This window comes from Nocardiopsis yanglingensis (genome assembly GCF_045809185.1).
In the GTDB taxonomy this organism is placed as follows: Bacteria; Pseudomonadota; Gammaproteobacteria; order Xanthomonadales; family Xanthomonadaceae; genus Stenotrophomonas; species Stenotrophomonas yanglingensis.
In genome coordinates this window covers 544,747-566,721 of sequence record NZ_JBJNRH010000001.1, presented here as the reverse complement: position 1 = coordinate 566,721, position 21,975 = coordinate 544,747, and the positions used below count along the sequence as shown (strand labels likewise).

The 21,975-nt window shown below is 66.4% G+C and carries 25 protein-coding genes and 3 tRNA genes; 11 read left to right on the top strand and 17 right to left on the bottom strand.

Going from position 1 to position 21,975, the window contains the following annotated elements:
- The first annotated feature begins 8 nt into the window (after positions 1-8).
- The 3 genes from ACJ7C5_RS02665 (at position 9) to ACJ7C5_RS02655 (ending at position 1,625) form a co-directional block, all read left to right on the top strand.
- Entirely contained in the window at positions 9-617 is a 609-nt protein-coding gene (locus tag ACJ7C5_RS02665; RefSeq protein WP_097048983.1) for an ATP-dependent Clp protease proteolytic subunit, read from the top strand.
- A 98-nt stretch (positions 618-715) separates the two neighbouring features.
- Positions 716-1,357, top strand: coding sequence for a LysE family translocator (locus tag ACJ7C5_RS02660; RefSeq protein WP_088480183.1), 642 nt, complete (start codon positions 716-718; stop codon positions 1,355-1,357).
- 94 nt (positions 1,358-1,451) lie between these two features.
- A complete protein-coding gene (locus ACJ7C5_RS02655; protein ID WP_006380555.1) occupies positions 1,452-1,625 on the top strand; it encodes a DUF1328 domain-containing protein in 174 nt (57 codons plus the stop codon).
- Positions 1,626-1,647: 22 nt separating this feature from the next.
- Here the strand turns inward: ACJ7C5_RS02655 and ACJ7C5_RS02650 are convergent, their stop codons facing one another.
- The 4 genes from ACJ7C5_RS02650 to ACJ7C5_RS02635 all read right to left on the bottom strand — a co-directional run bounded on the left by ACJ7C5_RS02650 (position 1,648) and on the right by ACJ7C5_RS02635 (position 3,183).
- Positions 1,648-1,980, bottom strand: a complete 333-nt coding sequence (locus tag ACJ7C5_RS02650; protein WP_088026627.1) for an SMR family transporter — start codon at positions 1,978-1,980, stop codon at positions 1,648-1,650.
- A 13-nt stretch (positions 1,981-1,993) separates the two neighbouring features.
- Entirely contained in the window at positions 1,994-2,566 is a 573-nt protein-coding gene (locus ACJ7C5_RS02645) for a TetR/AcrR family transcriptional regulator (RefSeq protein WP_412702984.1), read from the bottom strand.
- An 86-nt stretch (positions 2,567-2,652) separates the two neighbouring features.
- Positions 2,653-2,886: a DUF1653 domain-containing protein gene (locus tag ACJ7C5_RS02640; protein WP_093999858.1), complete on the bottom strand. Its 234-nt coding sequence runs from the start codon at positions 2,884-2,886 to the stop codon at positions 2,653-2,655.
- Positions 2,887-2,898: 12 nt separating this feature from the next.
- Positions 2,899-3,183: a hypothetical protein gene (locus ACJ7C5_RS02635; protein WP_412702983.1), complete on the bottom strand. Its 285-nt coding sequence runs from the start codon at positions 3,181-3,183 to the stop codon at positions 2,899-2,901.
- Positions 3,184-3,586: 403 nt separating this feature from the next.
- Here ACJ7C5_RS02635 and ACJ7C5_RS02630 point away from each other — a divergent pair, with 403 nt between their 5' ends.
- The 3 genes from ACJ7C5_RS02630 (at position 3,587) to ACJ7C5_RS02620 (ending at position 4,861) form a co-directional block, all read left to right on the top strand.
- Positions 3,587-3,793, top strand: a complete 207-nt coding sequence (locus ACJ7C5_RS02630) for a hypothetical protein (RefSeq protein ID WP_057502001.1) — start codon at positions 3,587-3,589, stop codon at positions 3,791-3,793.
- 131 nt (positions 3,794-3,924) lie between these two features.
- Positions 3,925-4,488 (top strand): DUF3011 domain-containing protein, encoded by a 564-nt coding sequence (locus ACJ7C5_RS02625; protein WP_093999860.1) that lies wholly within the window; start codon positions 3,925-3,927, stop codon positions 4,486-4,488.
- A gap of 169 nt (positions 4,489-4,657) precedes the next feature.
- The gene (locus ACJ7C5_RS02620; protein WP_005417823.1) at positions 4,658-4,861 is read left to right on the top strand and encodes a hypothetical protein; all 204 of its coding nucleotides are present in this window, start codon (positions 4,658-4,660) and stop codon (positions 4,859-4,861) included.
- Positions 4,862-5,014: 153 nt separating this feature from the next.
- Here the strand turns inward: ACJ7C5_RS02620 and dxs are convergent, their stop codons facing one another.
- The 7 genes from dxs to ACJ7C5_RS02585 all read right to left on the bottom strand — a co-directional run bounded on the left by dxs (position 5,015) and on the right by ACJ7C5_RS02585 (position 11,525).
- Entirely contained in the window at positions 5,015-6,925 is a 1,911-nt protein-coding gene (gene dxs, locus ACJ7C5_RS02615) for a 1-deoxy-D-xylulose-5-phosphate synthase (protein ID WP_412702982.1), read from the bottom strand.
- Between the two features lie 102 nt (positions 6,926-7,027).
- Positions 7,028-7,693, bottom strand: a complete 666-nt coding sequence (locus tag ACJ7C5_RS02610; RefSeq protein ID WP_006457729.1) for an HNH endonuclease — start codon at positions 7,691-7,693, stop codon at positions 7,028-7,030.
- Between the two features lie 419 nt (positions 7,694-8,112).
- Positions 8,113-9,903: an acyl-CoA dehydrogenase C-terminal domain-containing protein gene (locus tag ACJ7C5_RS02605; RefSeq protein WP_412702981.1), complete on the bottom strand. Its 1,791-nt coding sequence runs from the start codon at positions 9,901-9,903 to the stop codon at positions 8,113-8,115.
- Between the two features lie 65 nt (positions 9,904-9,968).
- The gene (locus ACJ7C5_RS02600) at positions 9,969-10,445 is read right to left on the bottom strand and encodes an LEA/WHy family protein (protein WP_412702980.1); all 477 of its coding nucleotides are present in this window, start codon (positions 10,443-10,445) and stop codon (positions 9,969-9,971) included.
- A gap of 163 nt (positions 10,446-10,608) precedes the next feature.
- A complete protein-coding gene (locus tag ACJ7C5_RS02595; protein WP_412702979.1) occupies positions 10,609-11,160 on the bottom strand; it encodes a lipocalin family protein in 552 nt (183 codons plus the stop codon).
- 140 nt (positions 11,161-11,300) lie between these two features.
- A tRNA-Phe gene (locus ACJ7C5_RS02590) sits at positions 11,301-11,376 on the bottom strand.
- A gap of 73 nt (positions 11,377-11,449) precedes the next feature.
- A tRNA-Phe gene (locus ACJ7C5_RS02585) sits at positions 11,450-11,525 on the bottom strand.
- Positions 11,526-11,859: 334 nt separating this feature from the next.
- Between ACJ7C5_RS02585 and ACJ7C5_RS02580 the strand changes: the two genes are divergently transcribed.
- Positions 11,860-12,885, top strand: coding sequence for an NADP-dependent oxidoreductase (locus ACJ7C5_RS02580; RefSeq protein ID WP_412702978.1), 1,026 nt, complete (start codon positions 11,860-11,862; stop codon positions 12,883-12,885).
- Positions 12,886-12,958: 73 nt separating this feature from the next.
- Here ACJ7C5_RS02580 and ACJ7C5_RS02575 read toward each other — a convergent pair whose 3' ends face one another.
- Complete coding sequence (locus ACJ7C5_RS02575; RefSeq protein ID WP_412702977.1) at positions 12,959-13,801, bottom strand: bifunctional transcriptional activator/DNA repair enzyme AdaA; 843 nt, start codon at positions 13,799-13,801, stop codon at positions 12,959-12,961.
- A 132-nt stretch (positions 13,802-13,933) separates the two neighbouring features.
- On the opposite strand from ACJ7C5_RS02575, the gene ACJ7C5_RS02570 reads away from it, so the two are divergent.
- Positions 13,934-14,695, top strand: a complete 762-nt coding sequence (locus tag ACJ7C5_RS02570) for an SDR family oxidoreductase (RefSeq protein WP_412702976.1) — start codon at positions 13,934-13,936, stop codon at positions 14,693-14,695.
- Positions 14,696-14,701: 6 nt separating this feature from the next.
- On the opposite strand, the gene ACJ7C5_RS02565 is transcribed toward ACJ7C5_RS02570, so the two are convergent.
- A complete protein-coding gene (locus ACJ7C5_RS02565) occupies positions 14,702-15,187 on the bottom strand; it encodes a hypothetical protein (RefSeq protein WP_412702975.1) in 486 nt (161 codons plus the stop codon).
- Between the two features lie 160 nt (positions 15,188-15,347).
- Here ACJ7C5_RS02565 and ACJ7C5_RS02560 point away from each other — a divergent pair, with 160 nt between their 5' ends.
- A complete protein-coding gene (locus ACJ7C5_RS02560) occupies positions 15,348-15,518 on the top strand; it encodes a hypothetical protein (RefSeq protein WP_176510669.1) in 171 nt (56 codons plus the stop codon).
- 61 nt (positions 15,519-15,579) lie between these two features.
- Here ACJ7C5_RS02560 and ACJ7C5_RS02555 read toward each other — a convergent pair.
- The 4 genes from ACJ7C5_RS02555 to ACJ7C5_RS02540 all read right to left on the bottom strand — a co-directional run bounded on the left by ACJ7C5_RS02555 (position 15,580) and on the right by ACJ7C5_RS02540 (position 18,636).
- A tRNA-Ala gene (locus ACJ7C5_RS02555) sits at positions 15,580-15,655 on the bottom strand.
- A 94-nt stretch (positions 15,656-15,749) separates the two neighbouring features.
- Positions 15,750-16,676 (bottom strand): alpha/beta hydrolase, encoded by a 927-nt coding sequence (locus ACJ7C5_RS02550; protein WP_093999866.1) that lies wholly within the window; start codon positions 16,674-16,676, stop codon positions 15,750-15,752.
- A complete protein-coding gene (locus ACJ7C5_RS02545) occupies positions 16,666-17,559 on the bottom strand; it encodes an alpha/beta fold hydrolase (protein ID WP_412702974.1) in 894 nt (297 codons plus the stop codon). The genes ACJ7C5_RS02550 and ACJ7C5_RS02545 overlap by 11 nt, the downstream gene beginning before the upstream one ends.
- Before the next feature lie 21 nt (positions 17,560-17,580).
- Positions 17,581-18,636, bottom strand: a complete 1,056-nt coding sequence (locus ACJ7C5_RS02540) for a sugar phosphate isomerase/epimerase family protein (RefSeq protein WP_412702973.1) — start codon at positions 18,634-18,636, stop codon at positions 17,581-17,583.
- Positions 18,637-18,737: 101 nt separating this feature from the next.
- Here ACJ7C5_RS02540 and ACJ7C5_RS02535 point away from each other — a divergent pair, with 101 nt between their 5' ends.
- Positions 18,738-19,340 (top strand): TetR/AcrR family transcriptional regulator, encoded by a 603-nt coding sequence (locus ACJ7C5_RS02535; RefSeq protein ID WP_412702972.1) that lies wholly within the window; start codon positions 18,738-18,740, stop codon positions 19,338-19,340.
- 235 nt (positions 19,341-19,575) lie between these two features.
- Positions 19,576-21,870: a TonB-dependent receptor gene (locus ACJ7C5_RS02530; RefSeq protein WP_412702971.1), complete on the top strand. Its 2,295-nt coding sequence runs from the start codon at positions 19,576-19,578 to the stop codon at positions 21,868-21,870.
- The last annotated feature ends 105 nt before the right edge of the window (positions 21,871-21,975 follow it).

The following is a 21,975-nucleotide window of genomic DNA, read 5'->3' as shown; positions in this document are numbered from 1 at the left end:
GCAGGCACATGCGTGACAGAATGCAGCTGGTACCGATGGTGGTGGAACGCAGCGAGCGCGGCGAGCGCTCCTATGACATCTACTCGCGGCTCCTGCGCGAGCGCATCATCTTTCTCAACGGTGAAGTCGATGACACTGTGTCGGCGCTGGTCTGCGCGCAACTGCTGTTCCTGGAATCGGAAAACCCGGAGAAGCCGATCCATCTGTACATCAACTCGCCGGGTGGGGTGATCTCCAGCGGCCTGGCGATGTACGACACGATGCAATACATCTCGGCCCCGGTGCATACGCTGTGCATGGGCACCGCGCGGTCGATGGGTTCGTTCCTACTAATGGCCGGCGAACCTGGTCACCGCGCGGCGCTGGCCAATGCCAGCCTGCACGTGCACCAGCCGCTGGGCGGGGTGCAGGGCCAGGCGTCGGACATCTTCATCCATGCCGAGGAAATGCAGCGCACCAAGCAGCGCATCACCCGGCTGTATGCGCAGCATTGCGGACGCAGTGTCGAGGAGGTCGAGCAGACCCTGGACCGCGATCGTTTCATGAGTGCCGAGCAGGCATGCCAATGGGGCCTGATCGACCGGGTACTGGTACGGCGCGACGCACTCGCGGCCTGAGCCTGCTTCTGTAACCACCGCATGCATGGTGCGCTGTGTGTGCCGCGCCAGGCCGGCGCACTCTATGCTGGTGGGATCTTCTGAAGTGGATGTCCGATATGGCCCTGCATACCTGGTGGTGGTTTCTCGCCACGGTGTTCGTTCTGTGTGGCACGCCGGGGCCGAACATGCTGCATATCCTCGGTCGCAGCGTCGGGCTCGGCTTCCGCGGTAGCGTGCCGGCGATGGCTGGCTGCCTGCTGGCGATGCTGCTGGTGCTGGCGGCCTCCGCGGCAGGACTGAGTGCGCTGCTGCATTCCTCGCCGATGCTCTTTGAGGTGCTGCGCTATCTGGGCGTGGCCTATCTGGCCTGGCTGGGCCTGAAGGCATGGCGTGACAGTTGCCGGCCGGCACCACCGGTGACAGTCGATGCCGCGCTGCCGGTTGCGGCGTCGCTGGGCGCGTGGAAGGTGTTCCGTGGTGGCCTTCTGGTGGGCCTGAGCAATCCCAAGCTGCTGCTGTTCGCGGCAGCGTTCCTGCCGCAGTTCGTCGATCCGTCACGTGGCCAGGCACTGCAGTACAGCGTGCTGGTGACCACCTTCGCCGCCTGCGAACTGTTCTGGTATGTGATGTATGCAGCCGGTGGCCATGGCCTGCGCCGCTGGCTGGCCAAGCCGTTTGCACGGCGTTGGTTCGAGCGGCTGGTGGGCAGCGTGTTCCTGGCGTTTGCAGTTGCCCTGCTGCGCTTTCGCCCACGCTGATTCACGCCGCGCACGCGGCCTGTTCACGACTGCCGCATCGGCTACGGCCTAGCCTGATCATCCAGTACGCAGTCCCCACGGGGAAAGGTTTGACATGATCAAGTGGGCCATCATCTTCGCCATCATCGGCGTCATTGCGGGCGTGCTCGGCTTCGGCGGCATTGCCGGTGCCGCGGTCGGCATCGCCAAGTTCCTGTTCTGGGCCGGCATCATCATCGCGGTGGTGCTGTTCCTGCTCGGCATGACCGTAGCGAAGAAGGTCAGCTAGCGTTGATCGCGCAGCAGCGTACTCAGTGTGCGCTGCTGCGCGAGAACAGATTGATCACCAGTACGCCGGCGCAGATCAGGCCGATGCCGATCAACGCCGGTGCATCCAGGCGCTGCTTGAACACCACCAGTCCGATCAGCGAGATCAGCACGATGCCGACGCCGGACCAGATCGCGTAGGCGATGCCGGTCGGGATTGACTTCATGGTTACCGACAGCAGGTAGAAGCACAGTCCGTAGCCGACCAGCGCGCCCAGTGTCGGCGCCAGTCGACTCATACCGTCGGAGGCCTTCAGCAGCGATGTGGCGATCACTTCCAGCACGATCGCGGCGGCGAGATAGACGTAGGGATTCATCGCGGGCTCCGGCTCACAGCGGGTCGCACAGTTTCAGGGCCTGTTCGGCCATGGCCAGTGCGTTGATGCGTTCTTCCTCGTCCAGCGGCCGGCCATAGGCCGTGGCCCAGTAGCCATCGGCAGCGCAGCGCGCCGCATACAGTCGCGGATCGTTGGCTTCGTCGGCGAATTCGGCCAGCATCGCACGCTTCCAGGTGCGCCAATGCGCGAGCAGGGCCGGTTCCATCAGGTTGCCCAGGGTCAGGCCGATGTCGTTGTCCTGTTCCTGCTGCAGCAGATGCTCGAAATTGGCCTGCACATAGGCGCGGCTGAAACGGCCATGGCCTTCGGGGTTTTCCTGCAGCAGGGCACGTACCCGCGCTTCGAACTCACCGATGAGCGCTCCGATGGCTTCATCCACCAGTGCCTGCTTGCTGCTGAAATGATGGAACAACGCCCCCTTGCTGACACCGGCGACCTGCGCGACGTCCTGCACGGTCAGCGCGGCCAGGCCATTACGACCGATCACTTCAATGGTGGCCTGCAGCAGTGACTGGCGCACGCTGTCGGGCGCCTTGCGGCGCGAACGGGAGGGGGATGCGGACATGGCGGGAAGAAACCGACTGGACGGTACGATTGTAGCGCAGGCCCGCTGCGTTACCGCGCTGCCGGCCAGGGCCGGCAGCGGAACCGTCATGCGTCGATGCGGGCGAAACGCGGTTGCGGCCCGTGCTCGCCGGGCACTTGCTCGACGAACATGGCGTACGGGCGTACCCACAGGCCACCTTCGCCATACAACGCGCGGTACAGCACCATTGGCTGCAGGGACTCGCTGCTGCGGACGATCTCGAGCACTTCGTACTCGCCGCCCTTGAAGTGGCGGTAGCGGCCCGGGGCCAGCGTTGGTAGCGGACTCAGCTCAGCCATGGCGCACGCGACTCACTTGCGCGCCGGGGTGGCCGGCTTTGCGCAGTAGGCGTCGATGGCTTCGGCGGTGTTCGCCAGGCCTTGCGCCTGCGCCAGTTCCCACGGGCGTTCGCAACGCTGGCTGTGTTCGCACCACTGGTAGCCGGCCGAACCGATGCAACCGTGGGCATCGCGATCACCTCCGACCTTCGGCGTGGCAGGCGACGTGGCCGCCGCGTCGGCAACTGCGGCGGCCTGATGCTGGTTGGCACAGGCGGACAGTACCAGCAGGGCTGGAATCAGAAGAAGCGCTTTCATTGAGCGGGCTCCGTGCCTAAAGCGACAGTGTCTGTCGCAAATAGCCCTGCAGCAAGCGCTCAGTGCATGGCGGCGCGGATCAGTTCCTCAATCAGCACGACGTAGCTGGCGACGAAGTAGAACTTCAGCAGCGTCCAACGCTGCTGGGAGAAGAAGGTGCGCATGTGGAAGGGGCCCCTGTTGGTGACGATAGTGTGAAGCCCTGCTGACTCCGTGACAAGGATCACGGAAAGAACAGGCTAAACGGGCTCAGGGATGTGAGGGCAGGCAAGGGCTGACCGGAGGGCACGGCATTTTCGTACAAATCTGATGGGCCATCCCTGAGGTGATCGCTAGCCTGATGGTGTACCGGCACGTGGCCCGTCCGCCTGCCGTCGCATCCTTCCAACCGCAGGAACTCTTCATGGTCATTACCGTTCAATGCAACGCCCGGCACTGGTCCGTGCTGGATCCGCAGGCGCATGACGCAACCCGTTATGCGCGGGGCGCCGAGGCTTTCGATGTCGCTGCGGCGCGGGCCCTCGAGCACCACCGTCGCACCGGCCAGCGCAGCACGGTGCGGGTCGAGGCGCTCGGCAGCACGGTGGATGCCCTGCACGTCGGAGACTGACGCCGACCGCGGTGGTGCAGTCAGCTACGCTTGCGTTGTTTGAATGGGGAAAAACCGCCGTCACGCGCCCCCCTGTGCGCCGTGCCGCGAATCCCGGATGCTTGCGCCATCGTATTCATCTGGAGATCTCGATGGGCAAGGCACTCACCTGGCGCACCCTGGCCTGCACCCTGCTGCCAATGCTGGCGGCGGCGGGTGGCGCCCAGGCGCAGAGCTATGGCTACGGCTATGACGATGACCGTTACGGCGGCCGCGAAGGCAGCGGCATCGTGCGCTGCGAATCGATCAAGAACCGCAGCAATGAGTGCCGTCTTGAAGGCCGGGCGCGGATGATCCGCCAGTTGTCCGGTTCACCCTGCGTGGAAGGTGAGACGTGGGGCCAGTCGCGCTACGGTGTCTGGGTGACCCAGGGCTGTCGTGCCGAGTTTGTTGGCGAGTACCGCCGCGGCGGTGGCTGGGGTGGTGGCCATGGCAACGGTTGGGGCAATGGTGGCAATGGCTGGGGTGGGGGTGAGGTGATCACCTGCCATTCCAACGGCCACCGCCAGGAGTACTGCGATGCGCGCATCCGCCGTGGCGTGCGCCTGGTCCGCCAGGATTCACGCAGCGCCTGCATCGAGGGCCAGACCTGGGGCTGGGACCGCCGTGGCATCTGGGTCAGCGACGGCTGCCGCGCCCAGTTCCAGGTGAATTGAGCTTGCCCCTCGAAAATCAGAATAATCTGATAGAGCTCACATTTTGAACGTCGTATCTTCTGCGATCAGGGGCACCTCTGTGTGCGCCTGACTCGTCGCGCCAATGCCTGCCGCAAACGGCGCATATGTACCGCCCACCGTCGATACGCTGCCTCAAGGAGTGAGCTGCATGTTGATCCGCCTGCAATGCGAGCAACGCCAATGGCGCGTGCTGCACCCGGACCGGCCGGAACCGATCGAGTTCCGCGATGGTGCCAGGGCCTACGATTTCGCTGAAACCCTTGCTCGCCTCCACTTCGTCGACACCGGGCAGCGTGCCGCGGTGCGGGTGGAAGCCAGCGGCGCGTTCGTGGAAGCGGTCAGCTACGGCTGAGGGTTGGGGCTCCCGGCCAGATCCTGTTTCCGGAGCCCGCTATCCACGCATGGCGTGGATCTACATTGCATCTGCTTCCGCGCATGGCGTGGATCGACCCCTGTTCCGCAGCGGATCCACGCCATGCGTGGATCCACTGGGTAGTGATCGGCCTCAGCCTGCCGCGCTGAGCGGCGGGGTCCCGGCAGCCAGCTGCGGCCAGCGCTTGAGTACCGCCGCGCGGATGCCTGCGGCGTCGATGCCGGCTTCGGCCAGCAGGTCCTCGCGGCTGGCGTGGTGCTGGTAGCTGTCGGGCAGGCCCAGATGCAGGATCGGGCGCAGCACGCCTTCGGCATTGAGCAGCTCACCGACGCCGGAGCCGGCGCCACCGGCCACCACGTTGTCTTCGATCGTCACCAGCCCCTCGTGCTGGGTGGCGACAGCCAGCACCAGCTCGCGGTCCAGCGGCTTGATGAAACGCATGTTGACCACGCTCAGGCCCAGTTCGCGTCCGACCTGTTCGGCGGCGGCCACAGTGCTGCCGAAGGCGAGCAGGGCGATACGACTGCCCTGCAGGCGCAACTCGCCCTTGCCGATCGGCAGGGTGGACAGGTCGGTGCCGGCTGCCACGCCGGTGCCGGTGCCGCGCGGATAGCGCACGGCGGCCGGGCCCGGGTGCTGCAGGCCGGTGCTGAGCATCTGCCGGCACTCGGCTTCATTGGATGGCGCCATCACCACCATGTTCGGCACGCAGCGCAGGAAGCTCAGGTCGAGGTTGCCGGCGTGGGTCGCACCGTCCGGGCCGACCACGCCGGCGCGGTCGATCGCGAACAGTACATCCAGGTCCTGGATGGCCACGTCGTGCACCAGTTGGTCGTACGCGCGCTGCAGGAAGGTCGAATAGATCGCCACCACCGGCTTGCCACCCTGGGTAGCCATGCCGGCGGCGAGGGTGACCGCGTGCTGCTCGGCGATCGCCACGTCGAAGTAGCGCTGCGGGTATTCCTTGCTGAAGCGCACCAGGCCGGAACCTTCGCGCATCGCCGGGGTGATGCCGTACAGGCGCGGCTCGGCGGCGGCGGCATCGCACAACCAGTCGCTGAACACATCGGTGTAGGTCGGCTTCTTGGCACCGGCCTTGGCCACCAGGCCCTTGTCCGGATCGAACGGACCCACCGCGTGGTAGCCGATCTGATCGCCTTCGGCCGGCTCGTAGCCCTTGCCCTTGGTGGTCATCACGTGCAGCAGCTTCGGGCCCTTGGAGGCGCGCAGCGTCTTCAGTGTGGACAGCAGGGCGGGCATGTCGTGGCCGTCGATCGGGCCGGTGTAGTGGAAGCCCATTTCCTCGAACATGGTGGAGGGCACGAACATGCCCTTCCAGTGTTCTTCCCAGCGCTTCACGAAGCGCGCGGGGTTGTTCTTCTTGTCGCCGAGGATCTTCTTGCCGCCTTCGCGCAGTGCATTGAGCGTGCGGCTGCCGGTGGCACGGCCGAGCATCTTGGTCAGGCCGCCGACCGCCTCGGAGATCGACATGTTGTTGTCGTTGAGGATCACCAGCAGGTTCGGCTCGGGCTCCATGCCGCCGGCGTGCATCAGCGCTTCGAAGGCCATGCCGGCGGTCATCGCACCATCACCGATCACCGCAACGACCTGACGGTTGTCGCCTTCGGACTGACGGGCGATGGCCATGCCGAGTGCGGCCGAGATCGAGGTCGACGAATGGCCGACGCCGAAGGTGTCGTACTCGCTCTCTTCGCGCTTCGGGAATGGCGCCACGCCGTCCTTCTGCTTGACGGTGTGGATCTCGTCGCGGCGGCCGGTCAGGATCTTGTGCGGGTAGGTCTGGTGACCGACGTCCCAGACCAGCTGGTCCTGCGGGGTCTGGTACAGGTAGTGCAGGGCCACGGTGAGTTCGATCACGCCCAGGCCGGCGGCGAAGTGGCCGCCGCTCTTGCCCACCGATTCGATGAGGTAGGCGCGCAGTTCGTCGGCGACCGCCCTCAATTCGGATTCGTCGAACGTGCGCAGGTCATCCGGTGTCTGGATGCGCGCGAGGCGGGGATAGCGGGCAGAGTCGATCATCATGTTCGCACTTGTTCTGAACGCCCATTTTCGCCCTCAAACGGGGGTGGGGCAAGCAAACGCCGTCGCCCGTGACAGGACGGTGAGGGTTGCATTTTCAGCGATTCAGGTGCTCAGTTTTGAACGCTTCGGCAATTGCGCCTTCAGGAAGGCCATCTGGTCGGCCAGGATGTTGCGGTTGGACAGGATCAGGTGTTCGATCCAGCTGGGCCGGTAAGGCACCGCCAGCAACGGCATTCCGGCCTGCTGCGGGGTGCGGTCGCTCTTGCGCGAGTTGCAGTGGAAGCAGGCGGTGACCACGTTTTCCCAGCAGTCCAGGCCGCCCTTGGACAGTGGCATGACATGGTCGCGGGTGAGCGTGGGGCGGTTGAACTGCTGGCCGCAGTACATGCACAGATGGGCGTCGCGGGCGAACAGGGCCGGGTTGGTCAGGTTCGGCGTCGGGTCGATCGCGCGGGAGCGGGCGTGGCCGCGGGCGGCGATGATCGGGTGCAGGTCCATGCCGCTCTGCAGGCCGCTGAAGCGGTTGGTGCCGCCGTGGATGTGCAGGCAGGGATCGCCGAGCGTCCAGGCCACCGCTTCACGCGCGTAAAGGCACGCCGCGTCCTGCCAGGTGATCCAGTCCAGTACGCGTCCGTGGGCATCCAGCGAGAGCAGCCGGACCGAACCGGGGCGATGCAGCGGGGTGACGTTGGGCGATGCCTCGGCGCCCGGAGCAGAAATCGGAGCTCCGGCTTCGATCAGACCCAAGCGTGTAGTGTCTGTCTCCATCGGGAGAACAGCTTATACCTGAATGTTGACGATTTGTGTATCGCCTGTCGGCGATACACAAATCGTCAACATTCAGGTCCACGCATTCCTCCTATCCCCCGCGCCGTTGGCGCGCCCCCCTTAACAAAGGGGGGCTCTTCTCCAGAGAGATCCCGGTGGTTTCCATCCACGCGTGGCGTGGATCTACCGTGTCGACCCAGGTCGACACCTGCCAACAGCCGAGTGAACCTGTCAGAGGCGGGGCGGTGTGGGTTGGCAGGACCGTTGGCGCCATGGATGGCGCCATCGAGCCCCCAAGGATGGGTTTACGGCGTGTCCTGCCAGCCCATACCGTCCCGCCATCCACCGGGATGCAGCTGTTGCTGTTGCGGTTGCCGGCCAGCGGCCGGCACTACCGCGGGTGCCGGGCGAAGCCCGGCTCAGGCGCCGAAGCGCTCGTCGTCCATGGCCATCAGCGGGGCGGCACCGGCCTGGATCGCGGCGGCGTGGCTGAGCGTGCGCGGCAGCACGCGGGCGAAGTAGAACCGCGCGGTCTCGCGCTTGCCCTGGGCGAAGGCGGCGCCGTGCGCGCTGGCATCGGCGGCGGCCACGCTGCGGGTCCACCAGTAGGCCAGTACCACGTAGCCCGAATAGAACAGGTAGTCGTAGCTGGCTGCGCCCAGTTCGTCCGGGTTGGTGGCCGCGCGCTGCAGCACGTCCAGGGTCAGCTTGCCCCATTCGGCGGCCTTGGCGCGCAGCGGGCCGATGAACTCGGCCAGCGCTTCGTTGCCCTCGTTGGCCTTGGCGAACGCCTCGATCTCGGCCAGCATCAGCTTCAGGCCGGCGCCCTGGCTGGACGCGGTCTTGCGGCCGATCAGGTCCAGCGCCTGGATGCCGGTGGTGCCTTCATACAGCGTGGTGATGCGTGCATCGCGGGCCAGCTGTTCCATGCCGTGTTCGCGGATGTAGCCGTGGCCACCGAAGCACTGCAGGGCGTTGTAGGTGTTCTCGATGCCCCATTCGGTCTGGCAGGCCTTGGAGATCGGGGTCAGGAAACTCACCAGGGTGTCGGCGCGCTCGCGCTCGGCGGCATCCTCGGCGTGGTGGGCGACGTCGATCAGGGTGGCGGCGTGCAGCGCCAGCAGGCGGCTGCCTTCGACCAGCGACTTCACCGTCAGCAGCATGCGGCGCACATCCGGGTGGACCAGGATCGGGTCGGCCGGCTTGTCCGGGAACTTGGCGCCGCTCAGGGCGCGCGACTGCAGGCGTTCACGGCTGTATTTCAGCGCGTTCTGGTAGGCGCGCTCGGACAGGCCGATGCCCTGCAGGCCCACACCCAGGCGCGCGGTGTTCATCATGGTGAACATGGCCTGCAGGCCCTTGTGCGGCTGGCCGACCAGGTAACCCTGCGCACCATCGAAGTTCATCACGCAGGTGACCGACCCCTTGATGCCCATCTTGTGCTCGATCGAGCCACAGCGCAGTGCATTGCGCTCGCCGACGTTGCCATCGCGGTCGACCTTGAACTTGGGGGTGACGAACAGCGAGATGCCCTTGGCACCCGGAGGGGCATCGGGCAGCTTGGCCAGCACCAGATGCACGATGTTTTCGGTCAGGTCGTGCTCGCCGGCAGTGATGAAGATCTTGGTGCCGGTGATCGAGTAGCTGCCATCGGCGTTCGGCTCGGCCTTGGTCTTGAGCAGGCCCAGGTCGGTGCCGCAGTGCGGTTCGGTCAGGCACATCGTGCCGGTCCAGCGGCCTTCGATCAGCGGCTTGAGGAAGGCCTCGTGCTGCCAGGCCTCGCCGTGCTGCTTCAGTGCTTCGATGGCGCCGTGCGAAAGCAGCGGGAAGTTGCCCCACGCCAGGTTGGCGGCGTTGATCATTTCGTTGAGCGGCACGCCCAGGGTGTGCGGCAGGCCCTGGCCGCCCAGCTCCGGCGAGGCGGTCAGGCCGGTCCAGCCGCCATCGACGAACTGGTCGTAGGCCTGCTTGAAGCCGGGCGGGGTGGTCACTTCACCGGTGGCCTGGTCGAGCACGCAGCCGATCTCGTCGCCGACGCTGTTGAGCGGGGCCAGCACGGTGGCGCTGAAGCGGCCGGCTTCTTCCAGTACGGCATCGACCACGTCGGCGGTGGCGTCGGTGAAGCCCAGGCGGGCGAACAGGGGTTCGACCTTGAGCACGTCGTGCAGGGCGAAACGGAGGTCGGAAAGCGGGGCGGTGTAGCTGCTCATCGGTACGTCTCGATTTGATCAGGGCAGGGGGGAGCGGCGCCAGGCGCCGCGACGAAAGTCGGGAGTCAGCGCAGCACGCCGGGTAGGCCAGGGGCCTGGTTGAGGGTGCTGCGGCTGCTGATGTCGAAGCTGCGCTGCTTCTTTTCCTGCGGCGTGGCCGCCACCGTTCCCTTCAGGCCATAGGCCAGGGTGCGGTTGCCGGCCAGCGCGTCGGCCACTACCAGGCGTGCGGCCGAGCTGGGCACGAGGTCGACATTGATGACATCGGCGGAAGTGCCGCCGATGGAGATACCCGGCTTGGCCTGTAGCGTGCCGGCGTCGCTGTCGCCGACGGTCAGCGCCAGAGCGACGTCATCGAAGGTCATGGGCATGGAGCTGTAGTTCTGCAGGCGCAGGGCCACGGTCCAGTTGCCGTCGGCGCGCACGGTCAGCTGCTGCAGGCTGGCCGCCGGTTCCGAAACACGCTTGACGATGCCGTTGTTGCAGGCAACAACGGCGAGGGTGCACAGGACGATCAAGGCGATACGGAAGCGGTGGAGCATGGGCGCAGGTCCTCTGGAGGGGTGCGTTGGATAAGCATACTACGGCGTATGGTCGTTTGGATCGCCTGTGGCGACCCGTCGCAGAGGGTAGCGCGTGAAGATGGCGGCCGGGCGTGCGCGGCGCCGGATCGGGCACGCGTGATGCGCCGGATTGCGGCGTGGTTCAATCGGCGGGGGTATCGCGCAACGGTGTCATCAGGCGCAGTGGGCCAAGGTCGTAGCCCATGGCTTCGGCTTTTTCTTTCAGCTGTTCGAACCGGGCGCGATCCATTTCCGGCAGGCGCGAGAGAATCCACAGGTACTTGCGGTCGGGTTCACCGACCAGCGCCCATTGGTAGTCCGGGTCCAGTGCCAGCACCCAGTAGTCGGCCCAGACCAGTGGCACCCAGCTCAGCCAGTCCGGCACGAAGCGCACCTGCAACTGGCCGGGATGGCCGGCAACCGGGCGTGCCACGCCTTCAGCAACCACGCGTTCGCCATCGCCGTTGCGGCAGGCATTGGTGACACTGATGCGCCCATCGCGGCGCAGCCCGTAGTTGGCGGTGATCTCGCCAACGCACTGCTTCTGGAACGACACCGGCAGGTGCGCGATTTCGTGCCACTGACCTGCGTAGCGGTCGATGTCCAGCGTGTCGACCGCGCGCACCGGCTCGGCGGCGATCACCGGCAGGGCGGCCAGCAGCAGGCAGGCGAGCAGGGCGGGGCGCAGAGGCATCGGCAGCTCCAGGCAGGAGTCTGGAGCGTAGGTGCCGCGGCGCGTGCCGGTGTAAATGTTTCGTCAACCGGGCGGCGGTGGCCGCCGCTTGCGCGGAGCGCGAATAAAAAAAGACCTGCATTTCTGCAGGTCTCGAAAGATGGTGGCCGAAGACGGAATCGAACCGCCGACACGGGGATTTTCAATCCCCTGCTCTACCAACTGAGCTACTCGGCCAAATTGTGCGGCAACCGTGATCAAACCCGGTTTCCGGAAAAAAAAGACCCGCATTTCTGCAGGCCTTCGAAAGTGGTGGCCGAAGACGGAATCGAACCGCCGACACGGGGATTTTCAATCCCCTGCTCTACCAACTGAGCTACTCGGCCACATGTTTCGTTGCAGCGAGGTCGCTGCCAAGGACGCGTATATTACGGAGGTCGGCTGCCTTCGGCAAGCGTTTTGCCAAGATTTCTTCACATTGCCGTCTGCGCGCTCGCAAGTGCTTGATCCTCCGTTGTGGGGCGGGGCGTAGCCAATCGATCATGGTCTGCGGTGGAAATCAGCAGGTCGCCGCAATCGCCAAAGCTGCAAGGGCAAGGGTTGCGCGCGGGCAGCGCCGCACCGTTCCATGGAACGCTGTTTTCGTGGCCGCCATCGGGGATGGCTGCGGCGTAGTGTCGGCAGTCCTTTCCTGATGCTGGCAACAGCAGAGACCTGGCCATGTCCGATCCCTCCACCATCTCCCGCATCGTGCTTGCGTCGCGTCCACAGGGGGCGCCAAGTGCAGCCAACTTCCGCCTGGAACAGACAGCGTTGCCGGCACTGGCCGATGGCGAGGTGCTGCTGCGCAACCGCTACCTGTCGCTGGACCCGTACATGCGGGGACGCATGGACGAAGGCCCGTCGTACGCCGCACCGGTGGCGGTGGGCGCGGTGATGGAAGGGCAGACCGTGGCCGAAGTGCTGCAATCCAACGCTGAGGGTGTGGCGGTGGGAGAACTGGTGCTGGCGCCGGGTGGCTGGCAGACCCATGCGGTGCTGCCGGCCAGGGCACTGGGGCGCCGGCTGGATCCGGCCGGGCTGCCGCTGAGTATCGCGCTGGGGGTATATGGCATGCCCGGCTTCACTGCCTATTCCAGCCTGCATGAAATCGCCCGTTTGAAGCCGGGCGAGACCCTGGTGGTGGCCGCAGCGAGCGGGCCGGTCGGCGCGACCGTGGCGCAGCTGGCCAAGCTGCAGGGCGCGCGCGTGGTCGCCATCGCCGGTGGCGAGACCAAGCGCGCCTATCTGCAGACGCTGGGGGTGGACGTGGCGCTGGATCATCGCGTGGCTGATTTTGCGGACCGGCTGCGCGCGGCAGTGCCCGCGGGCATCGACGTGTACTTCGAGAATGTCGGTGGCCATGTGCTGGATGCAGTGCTGCCGCTGCTCAACGACTTCGCCCGCATTCCGGTGTGCGGCACCATCGCCACCTACAACGAGCGCGGCGTCGAGCAGCCCGGCCCGGACCGGTTGCCCGCACTGTTCAGCCAGATCCTGCGCCAGCGCCTGACCGTGCGTGGTTTCATCGTGCACGACTTCAATCACCTGTGGCCGGACTTCGAACGCGAGATGCCGCAATGGCTGCGCGATGGCCGCATCCAGTACCGCGAGGATGTGGTGGAAGGGCTGGAGAATGCGCCGGAGGCGTTCTTCGGGCTGCTGAAGGGGCACAACTTCGGCAAGCTGGTGGTGAAGCTGGATTGAGGGCTTGGCGGTGTGCCGACCAAGGTCGGCACCTACCGGAAGCTGGGCGTGCCGACCAAGGTCGGCACCCACTTCAGGCAGTCGAGGCCTTCTCCCGGCGCAGCAGCTCGCGCTTGCGCGCTACGCCCCACGCATAGCCGGACAGGTCGCCATCGCGGCGTACCACGCGGTGGCAGGGCACGGCCACCGCCAGCGGGTTGCTTGCACAGGCACGTGCTACGGCACGGCTGGAGCGGGGCGCACCGATACGCGCGGCAATATCCGCATACGAGGCGGTCTGTCCACGCGGAATCTGCTGCAGTGCCTGCCACACCCGTTGCTGGAACGCGGTGCCACGGATATCCAGCGGCAGCGTGGCGCCGCGTGTGGGATCCTCGACCAGGCCTACGACCTGTGCCACCAGTTGCTCATAGCCGTGGTCGGCGCCGACCAGTTCGGCCTGGCGGAAGCGTTGCTGCAGCGACTGCAACAGCGTCTCCGGATCATCGCCGAGCAGGATCGCGACCACACCGGTCCCGCTGCTGGCCACCAGCACGCTACCCAGTGAACTTTCGGCGATGGCGAAGTGGATGACTTCGCCGCGGCCACCTGCGCGCCATTGCTTTGGCGTCATGCCCAGCAACTTCGGTGCGTTCTCGTAGAAGCGCCCGCTGGAACCGAAGCCAGCATCGTGGAAGGCGTCGGTGATGCGTTCCTGGTGCTCCAGACCGGTGCGCAGGCGGTCAGCGCGCAGCGCAGCGGCGTACTGCTTGGGGGTCAGCCCGGTGGCCTGCTTGAACAGGCGATGCAGGCGCGTCGGGCTGCAGCCAGCGATGTCGGCCAGCTCCTGCAACGAGGGCTCGTCGAGGCTGGCTTGAAGGTGGCGGCAGACCCGTTCGACGCGGGCATCGAGGGCGGTGGTGGCGGTACTGTCCATGGCCGGATTCTGGCACGTGCCGGTGCTGCGGAAACTCCGTTTCCTGCACGCATCTGTGAGGCCCGGAAACGGAGTGTGGGCGGGCCGAAGGCGCGGCATCGTGGCGGCCACTTCACAACCGGTACCACGACCATGCGCCTGAACAACAAGATCGCTCTCATCACCGGTGCCAGCGCTGGCATTGGCCGCGCCAGCGCCCTGCGCTTTGCTGCCGAAGGGGCAAAGCTGGTGCTCAACGCACGGCGGCCGGAGCCGCTGCAGGCGCTGGCCGAGCAGATTCGCGCCGCCGGTGGCGAAGCCGTGGTGCATGCCGCCGACGTGGCCGACCCGGGCACGGCACAGGCGCTGGTCGATCTGGCCCAGCGGTCCTTCGGCGGCCTGGACATCGCCCTCAACAATGCCGGCATGCTCGGCCCGGGCGTGCCGGCGGCGGAGTTTCCGGCGGAAGCCTGGCGCGAGGTGATGGCGACCAATCTGGATGCGGCCTTCCATGCAGCACGCGCGCAGTTGCCGGCACTGCTGGCGCGCGGCGGCGGCTCGCTGGTGTTCGTCGGCACCTTCGTCGGCCACACCGTGGGATTCCCGGGCATGGCGGCCTATGCGTCGAGCAAGGCCGGGTTGATCGGCCTGAGCCAGGTGATCGCTGCCGAATACGGTGCGCGTGGCGTGCGCAGCAACGTGCTGTTGCCCGGTGGCACCGATACCGAGATGGGCCGGCAGGCGGCACCGACCGGCGATGCCCGCGACTTCGTGCGCTCGCTGCACGCACTGAAGCGCTTGGCCGAGCCGGAGGAGATCGCCAACGCGGCGCTGTTCCTGGCCAGCGACGAAAGCAGTTTCGTTACCGGTACCGCGATGCGCGTGGAGGGTGGAGTGTCGATCAGCCGTACCTGAGCGGGGTCACGAGCGTGGCGCGTAGCGGATGCCGCTGCTGGCCATGAAGCCTTTCGGATCGAAACGCGCCCAGGCTTCGCCCCAGTCGAAGCGGGCGTGGCCGCCGGTCAGTTTGCGCCCCAGTGCCGTGGCCAAGGTGCGGCGCATGAAAGCGACTTCGGCATCGATCGCTGACTGGGTCGGCCAGCCGTCTTCCAGTGCCGCACCAGGCAGACTGACACCCATTGTCACCATGTCGAGCTGTTGCCCGTGGAAGCACAGGCTGATGCCAGCGGGCGCACCGCCCAGGCTGAGCTGGTGCAGGCTGAGCCAGTGATAGCCGGTGCCGACATCGCGCTGCCCTCGCACCAGCGTGGCGAAGGCGACACTCGCTTCATCCCGTGACAGGGTGGGGCCGATCAGCGTCGGCAGGCTGCCGAGCTGGATGCTGCCGTCGGTCGCATCGAGGAGCATCGGCAACGTGTGCGCTGCGTGCTGGGTAGGAGAGGGCATGGCGTACCGGTGAGCGTGGTGCCTCGGATTCTGGCCGCGCGGGGGCTGCGGCGGCAAGCCAGTGCCTGCACATGACGTTGGCACGGGACTGACCTGCGGCTTACCCGGCAACCTCTAGCGTGGTGGGCAACGTGGGCCCGCCGCCGGCGTGGAGATTTCGATGAACGAGCGAAGCAAGGATCAGGACCCGAAGCAGGGTATCCAGGAAAGTCGCCAGGACAGGAAGCAGGACGATGTGGCCAAGCAGCGGCCGGGGCAGCGCGATCAACAGGTGCGCGATACGCACTCGCGCAGTCCACATCGCAAGGACGGCGGCGAGGAGCCGGCCTGAGCCGCGGGCGCTAAAAGAAAAAACCCGCAGATCACGGAGATCTGCGGGTTCTTCTGAATAGTGGTGGAGCCAAGGAGGATCGAACTCCTGACCTCGTCATTGCGAACGACGCGCTCTCCCAGCTGAGCTATGGCCCCACGGCAGGCTTTCAGTGTAGCGCTGCCTGCCGGGCTTGCCAAGCGCCGGGCCGGGACGGCGGCAGGCGTGGATCTGCCGCCGCCCCCAGCCTGTTCAGACCAGGGCCTGGTGCAGCAGATGGCCCGCGCGCTGTACCGCCACGCCAGTGGAAACAGCCAAGCCCTGCAGGTGGATGCAGGCGTGGATCATCCCCGGCAGCCGCTCCAGCGTGCAGTCGACGCCCGCAGCCTGCAGGCGGTGCGCGTACTGCTCGGCCTCATCGCGCAGCGGATCGTGCTCGCAGCTGAGCACGGAGGCTGGCGCCAGCCGCTGCAGGTTGCTTGCGTGGGCGGGCGAGGCCAGTGACGGCGGCTGATCCAGATCCCCCAGATAACTCTGCCAGCAGCGCTGCATCAGTTCGGCGCTGAGGTAATAGCCAGTGGCGTAGTCGCGGTAGGAATCGCTGCCCATGCCGGCATCCAGCGCCGGGTACAGCAGCAGCTGGTGGCGCGGCTGCGGCAGGCCTGTCTCGCGCAGCAGCAGGCAGCAGGCGGCGGCGAGGTTGCCACCGGCGCTGTCGCCACCGATCGCCAGCCGCCGTGGGTCCAGGCCGAGGCGCTCTGCGTTGTCCTGCACCCACTGCCAGGCGTCGGCGACGTCATGCAGTGGAACCGGGAACGGGTGCTCCGGCGCCAGCCGGTAACCCACGGCGACAATCACGCAGCCGCTGGCATTGGCCAGGGCGCGGCAGGGACCGTCGTAGACCGCCAGCGAGCACTGGAACCAGCCGCCACCGTGGGCGAACAGCAGGGCCGGCGCAGGTCCGTCGGGCAATCCTTCCGGTGTGTAGAGGCGGACGTCCAGCGCATGCCCGTCGCGTGCGATCACCGTGTGTTCGATCACATGCGCAACCGGCTGTGGCGCACCCTGCAACTGTGGCAGCGCGCTCTCGCTGATCGCCCGCAGTTCGCGCAGGTCCTCCGGCAGCGGATGGGCGGCGACGGCGTCGACCAACTGCTGCAGTGCCGGTTCAAGCTGCATGGCGTGCCTCCTGCAGGAACGGCAGCAGCTGTGCAAGGAATGCCTGCGGCGCTTCTTCCATGATGAAGTGGCCGCAGCCCGGCACGATGCTGCCGCGCACATCATCGGCATGCGGCTGCAGGGTCAGCATCGGCGCGTCGCCGGTGGCGTGTTCGGCGCCGATCGCGAGCACCGGCATCGGCAGCCGGCGCTGCGCGCGCAGCCTGTTCTGGCGGATCGTTTCCGGAATCGCCCGGTACCACGCGAAGCCTGCGCGCAATGCGCCCGGACGGCTGTAGGCGGCAATGTAGGTATCGGCGGCCACCGCATCGCGCCGGTACGACCAGCGATCGAACATGAATTCCAGGTAGGCGCGCTCGCGACCGGTGATGAGCGCCTCGGGCAGGTCGGCCACCTGGTTGAACATGAAGTGCCAGAGGAAGATGTTGTCGGCCGGTGCAGCAAAGATGCCCGGTTCCGGGGCCAGGCCGGGAATCACCGCTTCGGTGACGGCCAGCTGGCGCACCGCCTGCGGCTGGTCGCTGGCCAGTGCATAGGCGATCCACATGCCGATGTCATGCCCGACTACCTGGTAACGGTCATGGCCCAGCGCCTGCATGGTCCGGTGCAGTACGGAGGCGGCGCTGCCGGTGTCGTAGCCGTGGGTGGGGCGATCGGATTCGCCGATGCCCGGCGGATCCACGGCAATCGCTTCGAAGCCGGCTTCGGCCAGCGCGTGCAGCACGTGGCGCCAGGCGTACCAGGTCTGCGGCCAGCCGGGAATCAGCAGCACCGGTTCACCGTGGCCAGCGGATACGCAATGCACGCGCTGGCCATCGATGCGCAGGTAATGGTGGCGCAGGGGTGCGTCGCCGGCAGCGCCAGCGGAAAGGGAAGACGTCATGGGGGAATGCTCCGTTGGGGCTCAGGCGATGCCGAGCATGTGCTGCATCTGTGCGGTGCTGATCGGTGCACCGGCGAAGTCGTCGAAGATCTTGTCGGTGACCGGAATGATGTGGTCGCGGATGAACGCGGCGCCTTCGCGCGCGCCGGCTTCCTGGTCCTTCAGGCAGCACTCCCATTCCAGCGTCGCCCAGCCTTGGTAGTCGTACTGGGCCAGCTTGGAGAAGATCGACTTGAAGTCGACCTGGCCGTCGCCCAGCGAGCGGAAGCGGCCGGCGCGCTCGGTCCAGTCGGCATACCCGCCATAGATGCCCTGGCGCCCGCTCGGACGGAACTCCGCATCCTTGACGTGGAACATGCGGATCAGCGGGTGGTAGATGTCCAGGTACTCCAGGTAGTCCAGCTGCTGCAGCACGAAGTGGCTGGGATCGAACAGGATGCGGCATCGATCGTGCTGGCCGACACGCTCGAAGAAGCGCTCGAAGCTGGTGCCATCGTGCAGGTCTTCGCTGGGATGGATCTCGTAGCAGAGGTTGATGCCGTTGTCCTCGCAGGTATCGAGGATCGGCCGCCAGCGACGTGCCAGTTCATCGAAGGCGGCATCGATCAGGCCCGGCGGACGCTGCGGGAACGGGAACAGGTAGGGCCAGGCGAACGAGCCGGAGAAGGTGCCCATGTCCTGCAGGCCGAGACGGCGTGACGCGCGGGCGGCCAGGTGCAGCTGCTGCTGCGCCCATTCGCTGCGGGCCTTCGGATTGCCGCGCAGCGGCTCCGGAGCGAAACCATCGCAGAGTTCGTCGTAGGCCGGATGCACGGCCACCAGCTGACCGAGGATGTGGGTAGTCAGTTCGCTGACCTGCAGGCCGTGCTCGGCCAGTGTGCCGCGCAGGTCATCGCAGTAGTCCTGGCTGTCGGCGGCGGTGGCCAGGTCGAACAGGCGTGCATCCCAGGCGGGAATCTGCAGCGCCTTGAAACCGTGGCCGGCGGCCCATCCGGCGATGCCGGCAAGTGAGTTGAACGGGGCCTGGTCGCCAGCGAACTGCGCCAGGTGCAGGCTGGGGCCCTTGAGGGTCTGCATGTGTTGCTCCAATTGTTTGTCGATTGACAAAGAATAGGTGCGGTCCTCGCGGTGGTCAACACCCGCGTTACACTGCGCGCCTCACTGGAGCAGGCAGGCAGATGGCAGGGCGACCGCGCGAATTCGACAGGGACCAGGCGTTGCGCAAGGCGATGCTGCTGTTCTGGCAGCACGGCTATGAAGGCACGTCGATGTCGGCACTGGTCGAGGCACTGGGCATCGCCTCTGCACGCATCTATGCCGCGTTCGGCAGCAAGGAGCAGTTGTTCCGCGAAGCCGTTGCGCTGTACGAGGAAGGCGAAGGCGGCTTCGCGCCGCGCGCGCTGGAGCAGAGCACGCTGCGTGAGGCGATCGGGTCGATGCTGCGTGACGCGGTGCTGACCTACACCCGGCGCGGGCGCCCGCACGGTTGCCTGGTGGTGTCCTCGGCCAGCAGCGTGTCGCCCGACGGCGAGGGCGTCCGGGACTGGCTGGCCAGCCATCGTCGCCAGCGCACGGCGGCGATCATCGCGCGCCTGCAGCAGGCGCAGGCCGAAGGGCAGCTGGCCGACGATGTGGCGGTGCAGGCGCTGGGCGATCACTTCGCCACGCTGCTGCACGGCATTTCAGTGCAGGCCCGTGACGGGATCAGCCGCGAGCGGCTGTTGGCGATGGTCGATGTGGCCTTGATGAATCTCGGTTCGGGGTCAGATCCGTTTTCCTGAGGAAAACGGATCTGACCCCAGGTAATGCGCTGGGCCCGCGAAGTGCCGGGTGACTGTGCCGAAACCGCTGGTTTCGCCGGGCGTGGGGGTTGCGCAACGAAATCGTAACAATTTGGGGGATAATGGCGGCTTGCGCAGTTATTTTCCTTTTTGCCGCCCGGCTCGCGCAGGCCGCACGGACGCCTCCTCAGAGCATTTCATGCCCTCCCATTCCGATTCCCGCCGCCTGTCGGGTATGTCGTCTTCCTTCGTTTCCTTCCGCCGCCACCCGCTGGCCCTGGCCTGTGCCTGCCTGGCCCTGGCGGCCAGCTTCGGTGCCGCCGCGCAGGACAGCGCGCCGACCCCGACCGGCCTGGACACGATCACCGTGACCGCCGAACACCGCGAGCAGAACCTGCAGGAAGTGCCGGTCTCGGTGGGCGTGGTGCAGGGCGAGCGCATGCGCGACTTCACCGCCGGCGGCGACGATACCCTGCTGGCGCTGTCCGGCCGCGTGCCGAGCCTGTATGCGGAAACCACCACCGGCCGTATCTTCCCGCGCTTCTACATCCGTGGTCTGGGCAACATCGACTTCTACCTGGGTGCCTCGCAGCCGGTGTCGATCATCCAGGACGACGTGGTGCTGGAACACGTGGTGCTGAAGTCCAACCCGGTCTATGACGTGGACCAGGTGGAAGTGCTGCGCGGCCCGCAGGGCTCGCTGTTCGGCCGCAACACCACCGCCGGCATCATCAAGTTCGACACCCTGAAGCCGACCCAGGACTACACCGGCCGCGTCAGCGCCAGCTACGCGACCTATAACAGCGTGTCGATCGACGGCGGCTTCGGCGGCCCGATCAACGACATCGCCTCGTTCCGCGTGTCGGCCCTGTACCAGCACCGCGACGACTACGTCGACAACACCTACAAGGGCCCGAGCGCCGACGGCACCGTCAGCCCGAAGAAGAACGCCATGGGCGGCTTCGATGACCGCAACGTGCGCGCGCAGCTGCTGCTGACCCCGAGCGACCAGTTCTCGATCCTGGCCTCGGCCCACGCCCGTGACTACGAAGGCACCTCCACCCTGTTCCTGCGCGGTGCGCTGACCAAGGGCTCGAACAAGACCGACGTGCCGCGTGACAAGGTCGCCTACGACGAAGCCGACAACAACCCGCAGGCCTACAAGACCTACGGTGGCTCGGTGAAGGCGCGTTACGACTTCGGCGCGATCGACTTCACCTCGATCACCGCCTACGAAACCACCTCCGGCTACAGCCGCGGCGACACCGACGGCGGCGCCGCGGTGAACTTCCCGGTGAACGGCGTGCCTAACGGCTACGGCCAGTCGATGGGCCGCATCCGCGACCTGGACCAGTGGACCCAGGAGTTCCGCCTGGCCAGCCATGACGACAACGCCCTGCAGTGGCAGGCCGGTGCGTTCTACTTCAACGGCAGCGACACCACCGACTTCTACCAGCGCGCGTGGTTCCTGCAGGGCGCGGCACGCAACCCGAACAACTGGGTGCGCCTGCGCAACAAGAACACCTCGTGGGCCGGTTTCGGCCAGCTGAGCTACGCCTTCACCGACAAGTTCACCGTCACCGCCGGCCTGCGCCAGACCAAGGACGAGAAGCACACCCGTCTGCTGAAGACCGCTGACACTGCTGCTGGCGTGGTCACCTACAAGGGCCGCACCGACGTCAAGATGTCCGACACCACCCCGAGCTGGGATCTGAGCGCGATGTACCAGATCACGCCGGACGTGAGCGTCTACGCCAAGGTCGCACGCGGCTTCCGCGGCCCGACCATCCAGGGCCGTTCGGCGGTGTTCAATGCCGATTTCACCACCGCCGATTCCGAGACCATCCTGTCCTGGGAAGCGGGCGTGAAGAGCAGCCTGTGGGACAACCGCCTGCGCCTGAACGCTACCGCGTTCACCTACACCGTCAACGACATCCAGCTCAACGGCAACGATTCGGACGGCAACGGCGTGCTGTTCAACGCCGACAAGGCCAAGGCCTACGGCTTCGAAGCCGACATGGAGTTGCGCCCGATCCCGAACCTGACCCTGAGCGCCGGCCTGAGCCTGCTGCACAGCGAGATCAAGGACAAGCGCGTCTACGCGCAGGTCTGCGGCCTCAACGGCCAGGTGGTCTGCACCGTCGGCGACCCGACCATCAAGGTCGGTGCCAACACCTTCGCCCAGATCGACGGCAATCCGCTGCCGAACGCGCCGAAGTACAACGTCAACCTGGCCGCCCGCTACGATTTCCCGGTCAGCGACGCCGGCACCATGTTCGTGTCCACCGACTGGAACAAGCAGGGTTACACCAGCTTCGTGCTGTACGACAGCAAGGAGTTCAACTCCAAGGGTGACTTCGAGGGCGGCCTGAAGATCGGCTACTCGGGCAACTACGGTGCCTACGAAGTGGCGCTGTTCGCGCGCAACATCACCAACGAGAAGAACCTCAAGGGTGTGATCGAGAACTACATGGCCGCGGTCTACAACGAGCCGCGCACTGTCGGCGTCTCGCTGAACATGAACTGGTAATGCACTGTTGCGATGGCGGGCCATCCCGCCATCGCACCGCTGGAATGAAGAGGGGGGGGCCGGGGGGCCGGCCCGCCCCGGGGCTGGGTTGGGACCCGGGGGGGG

Excerpts from the sequence above, each read along its gene's own strand:
- ACJ7C5_RS02600 (WP_412702980.1), bottom strand. The coding sequence starts at position 10,445 with ATGCTCCACCGCTTCCGTATCGCCTTGATCGTCCTGTGCACCCTCGCC.
- ACJ7C5_RS02535 (WP_412702972.1), top strand. The coding sequence starts at position 18,738 with ATGGCAGGGCGACCGCGCGAATTCGACAGGGACCAGGCGTTGCGCAAG.
- ACJ7C5_RS02550 (WP_093999866.1), bottom strand. The coding sequence starts at position 16,676 with ATGCAGCTTGAACCGGCACTGCAGCAGTTGGTCGACGCCGTCGCCGCC.
- ACJ7C5_RS02640 (WP_093999858.1), bottom strand. The coding sequence starts at position 2,886 with ATGGCTGAGCTGAGTCCGCTACCAACGCTGGCCCCGGGCCGCTACCGC.
- ACJ7C5_RS02605 (WP_412702981.1), bottom strand. The coding sequence starts at position 9,903 with ATGAGCAGCTACACCGCCCCGCTTTCCGACCTCCGTTTCGCCCTGCAC.
- ACJ7C5_RS02645 (WP_412702984.1), bottom strand. The coding sequence starts at position 2,566 with ATGTCCGCATCCCCCTCCCGTTCGCGCCGCAAGGCGCCCGACAGCGTG.
- ACJ7C5_RS02570 (WP_412702976.1), top strand. The coding sequence starts at position 13,934 with ATGCGCCTGAACAACAAGATCGCTCTCATCACCGGTGCCAGCGCTGGC.
- ACJ7C5_RS02565 (WP_412702975.1), bottom strand. The coding sequence starts at position 15,187 with ATGCCCTCTCCTACCCAGCACGCAGCGCACACGTTGCCGATGCTCCTC.
- ACJ7C5_RS02540 (WP_412702973.1), bottom strand. The coding sequence starts at position 18,636 with ATGCAGACCCTCAAGGGCCCCAGCCTGCACCTGGCGCAGTTCGCTGGC.
- ACJ7C5_RS02575 (WP_412702977.1), bottom strand. The coding sequence starts at position 13,801 with ATGGACAGTACCGCCACCACCGCCCTCGATGCCCGCGTCGAACGGGTC.
- ACJ7C5_RS02560 (WP_176510669.1), top strand. The coding sequence starts at position 15,348 with ATGAACGAGCGAAGCAAGGATCAGGACCCGAAGCAGGGTATCCAGGAA.
- ACJ7C5_RS02655 (WP_006380555.1), top strand. The coding sequence starts at position 1,452 with ATGATCAAGTGGGCCATCATCTTCGCCATCATCGGCGTCATTGCGGGC.
- ACJ7C5_RS02650 (WP_088026627.1), bottom strand. The coding sequence starts at position 1,980 with ATGAATCCCTACGTCTATCTCGCCGCCGCGATCGTGCTGGAAGTGATC.
- ACJ7C5_RS02665 (WP_097048983.1), top strand. The coding sequence starts at position 9 with ATGCGTGACAGAATGCAGCTGGTACCGATGGTGGTGGAACGCAGCGAG.
- ACJ7C5_RS02530 (WP_412702971.1), top strand. The coding sequence starts at position 19,576 with ATGTCGTCTTCCTTCGTTTCCTTCCGCCGCCACCCGCTGGCCCTGGCC.
- ACJ7C5_RS02635 (WP_412702983.1), bottom strand. The coding sequence starts at position 3,183 with ATGAAAGCGCTTCTTCTGATTCCAGCCCTGCTGGTACTGTCCGCCTGT.
- ACJ7C5_RS02660 (WP_088480183.1), top strand. The coding sequence starts at position 716 with ATGGCCCTGCATACCTGGTGGTGGTTTCTCGCCACGGTGTTCGTTCTG.
- ACJ7C5_RS02630 (WP_057502001.1), top strand. The coding sequence starts at position 3,587 with ATGGTCATTACCGTTCAATGCAACGCCCGGCACTGGTCCGTGCTGGAT.
- ACJ7C5_RS02620 (WP_005417823.1), top strand. The coding sequence starts at position 4,658 with ATGTTGATCCGCCTGCAATGCGAGCAACGCCAATGGCGCGTGCTGCAC.
- ACJ7C5_RS02580 (WP_412702978.1), top strand. The coding sequence starts at position 11,860 with ATGTCCGATCCCTCCACCATCTCCCGCATCGTGCTTGCGTCGCGTCCA.
- ACJ7C5_RS02625 (WP_093999860.1), top strand. The coding sequence starts at position 3,925 with ATGGGCAAGGCACTCACCTGGCGCACCCTGGCCTGCACCCTGCTGCCA.
- dxs (WP_412702982.1), bottom strand. The coding sequence starts at position 6,925 with ATGATGATCGACTCTGCCCGCTATCCCCGCCTCGCGCGCATCCAGACA.
- ACJ7C5_RS02610 (WP_006457729.1), bottom strand. The coding sequence starts at position 7,693 with ATGGAGACAGACACTACACGCTTGGGTCTGATCGAAGCCGGAGCTCCG.
- ACJ7C5_RS02545 (WP_412702974.1), bottom strand. The coding sequence starts at position 17,559 with ATGACGTCTTCCCTTTCCGCTGGCGCTGCCGGCGACGCACCCCTGCGC.
- ACJ7C5_RS02595 (WP_412702979.1), bottom strand. The coding sequence starts at position 11,160 with ATGCCTCTGCGCCCCGCCCTGCTCGCCTGCCTGCTGCTGGCCGCCCTG.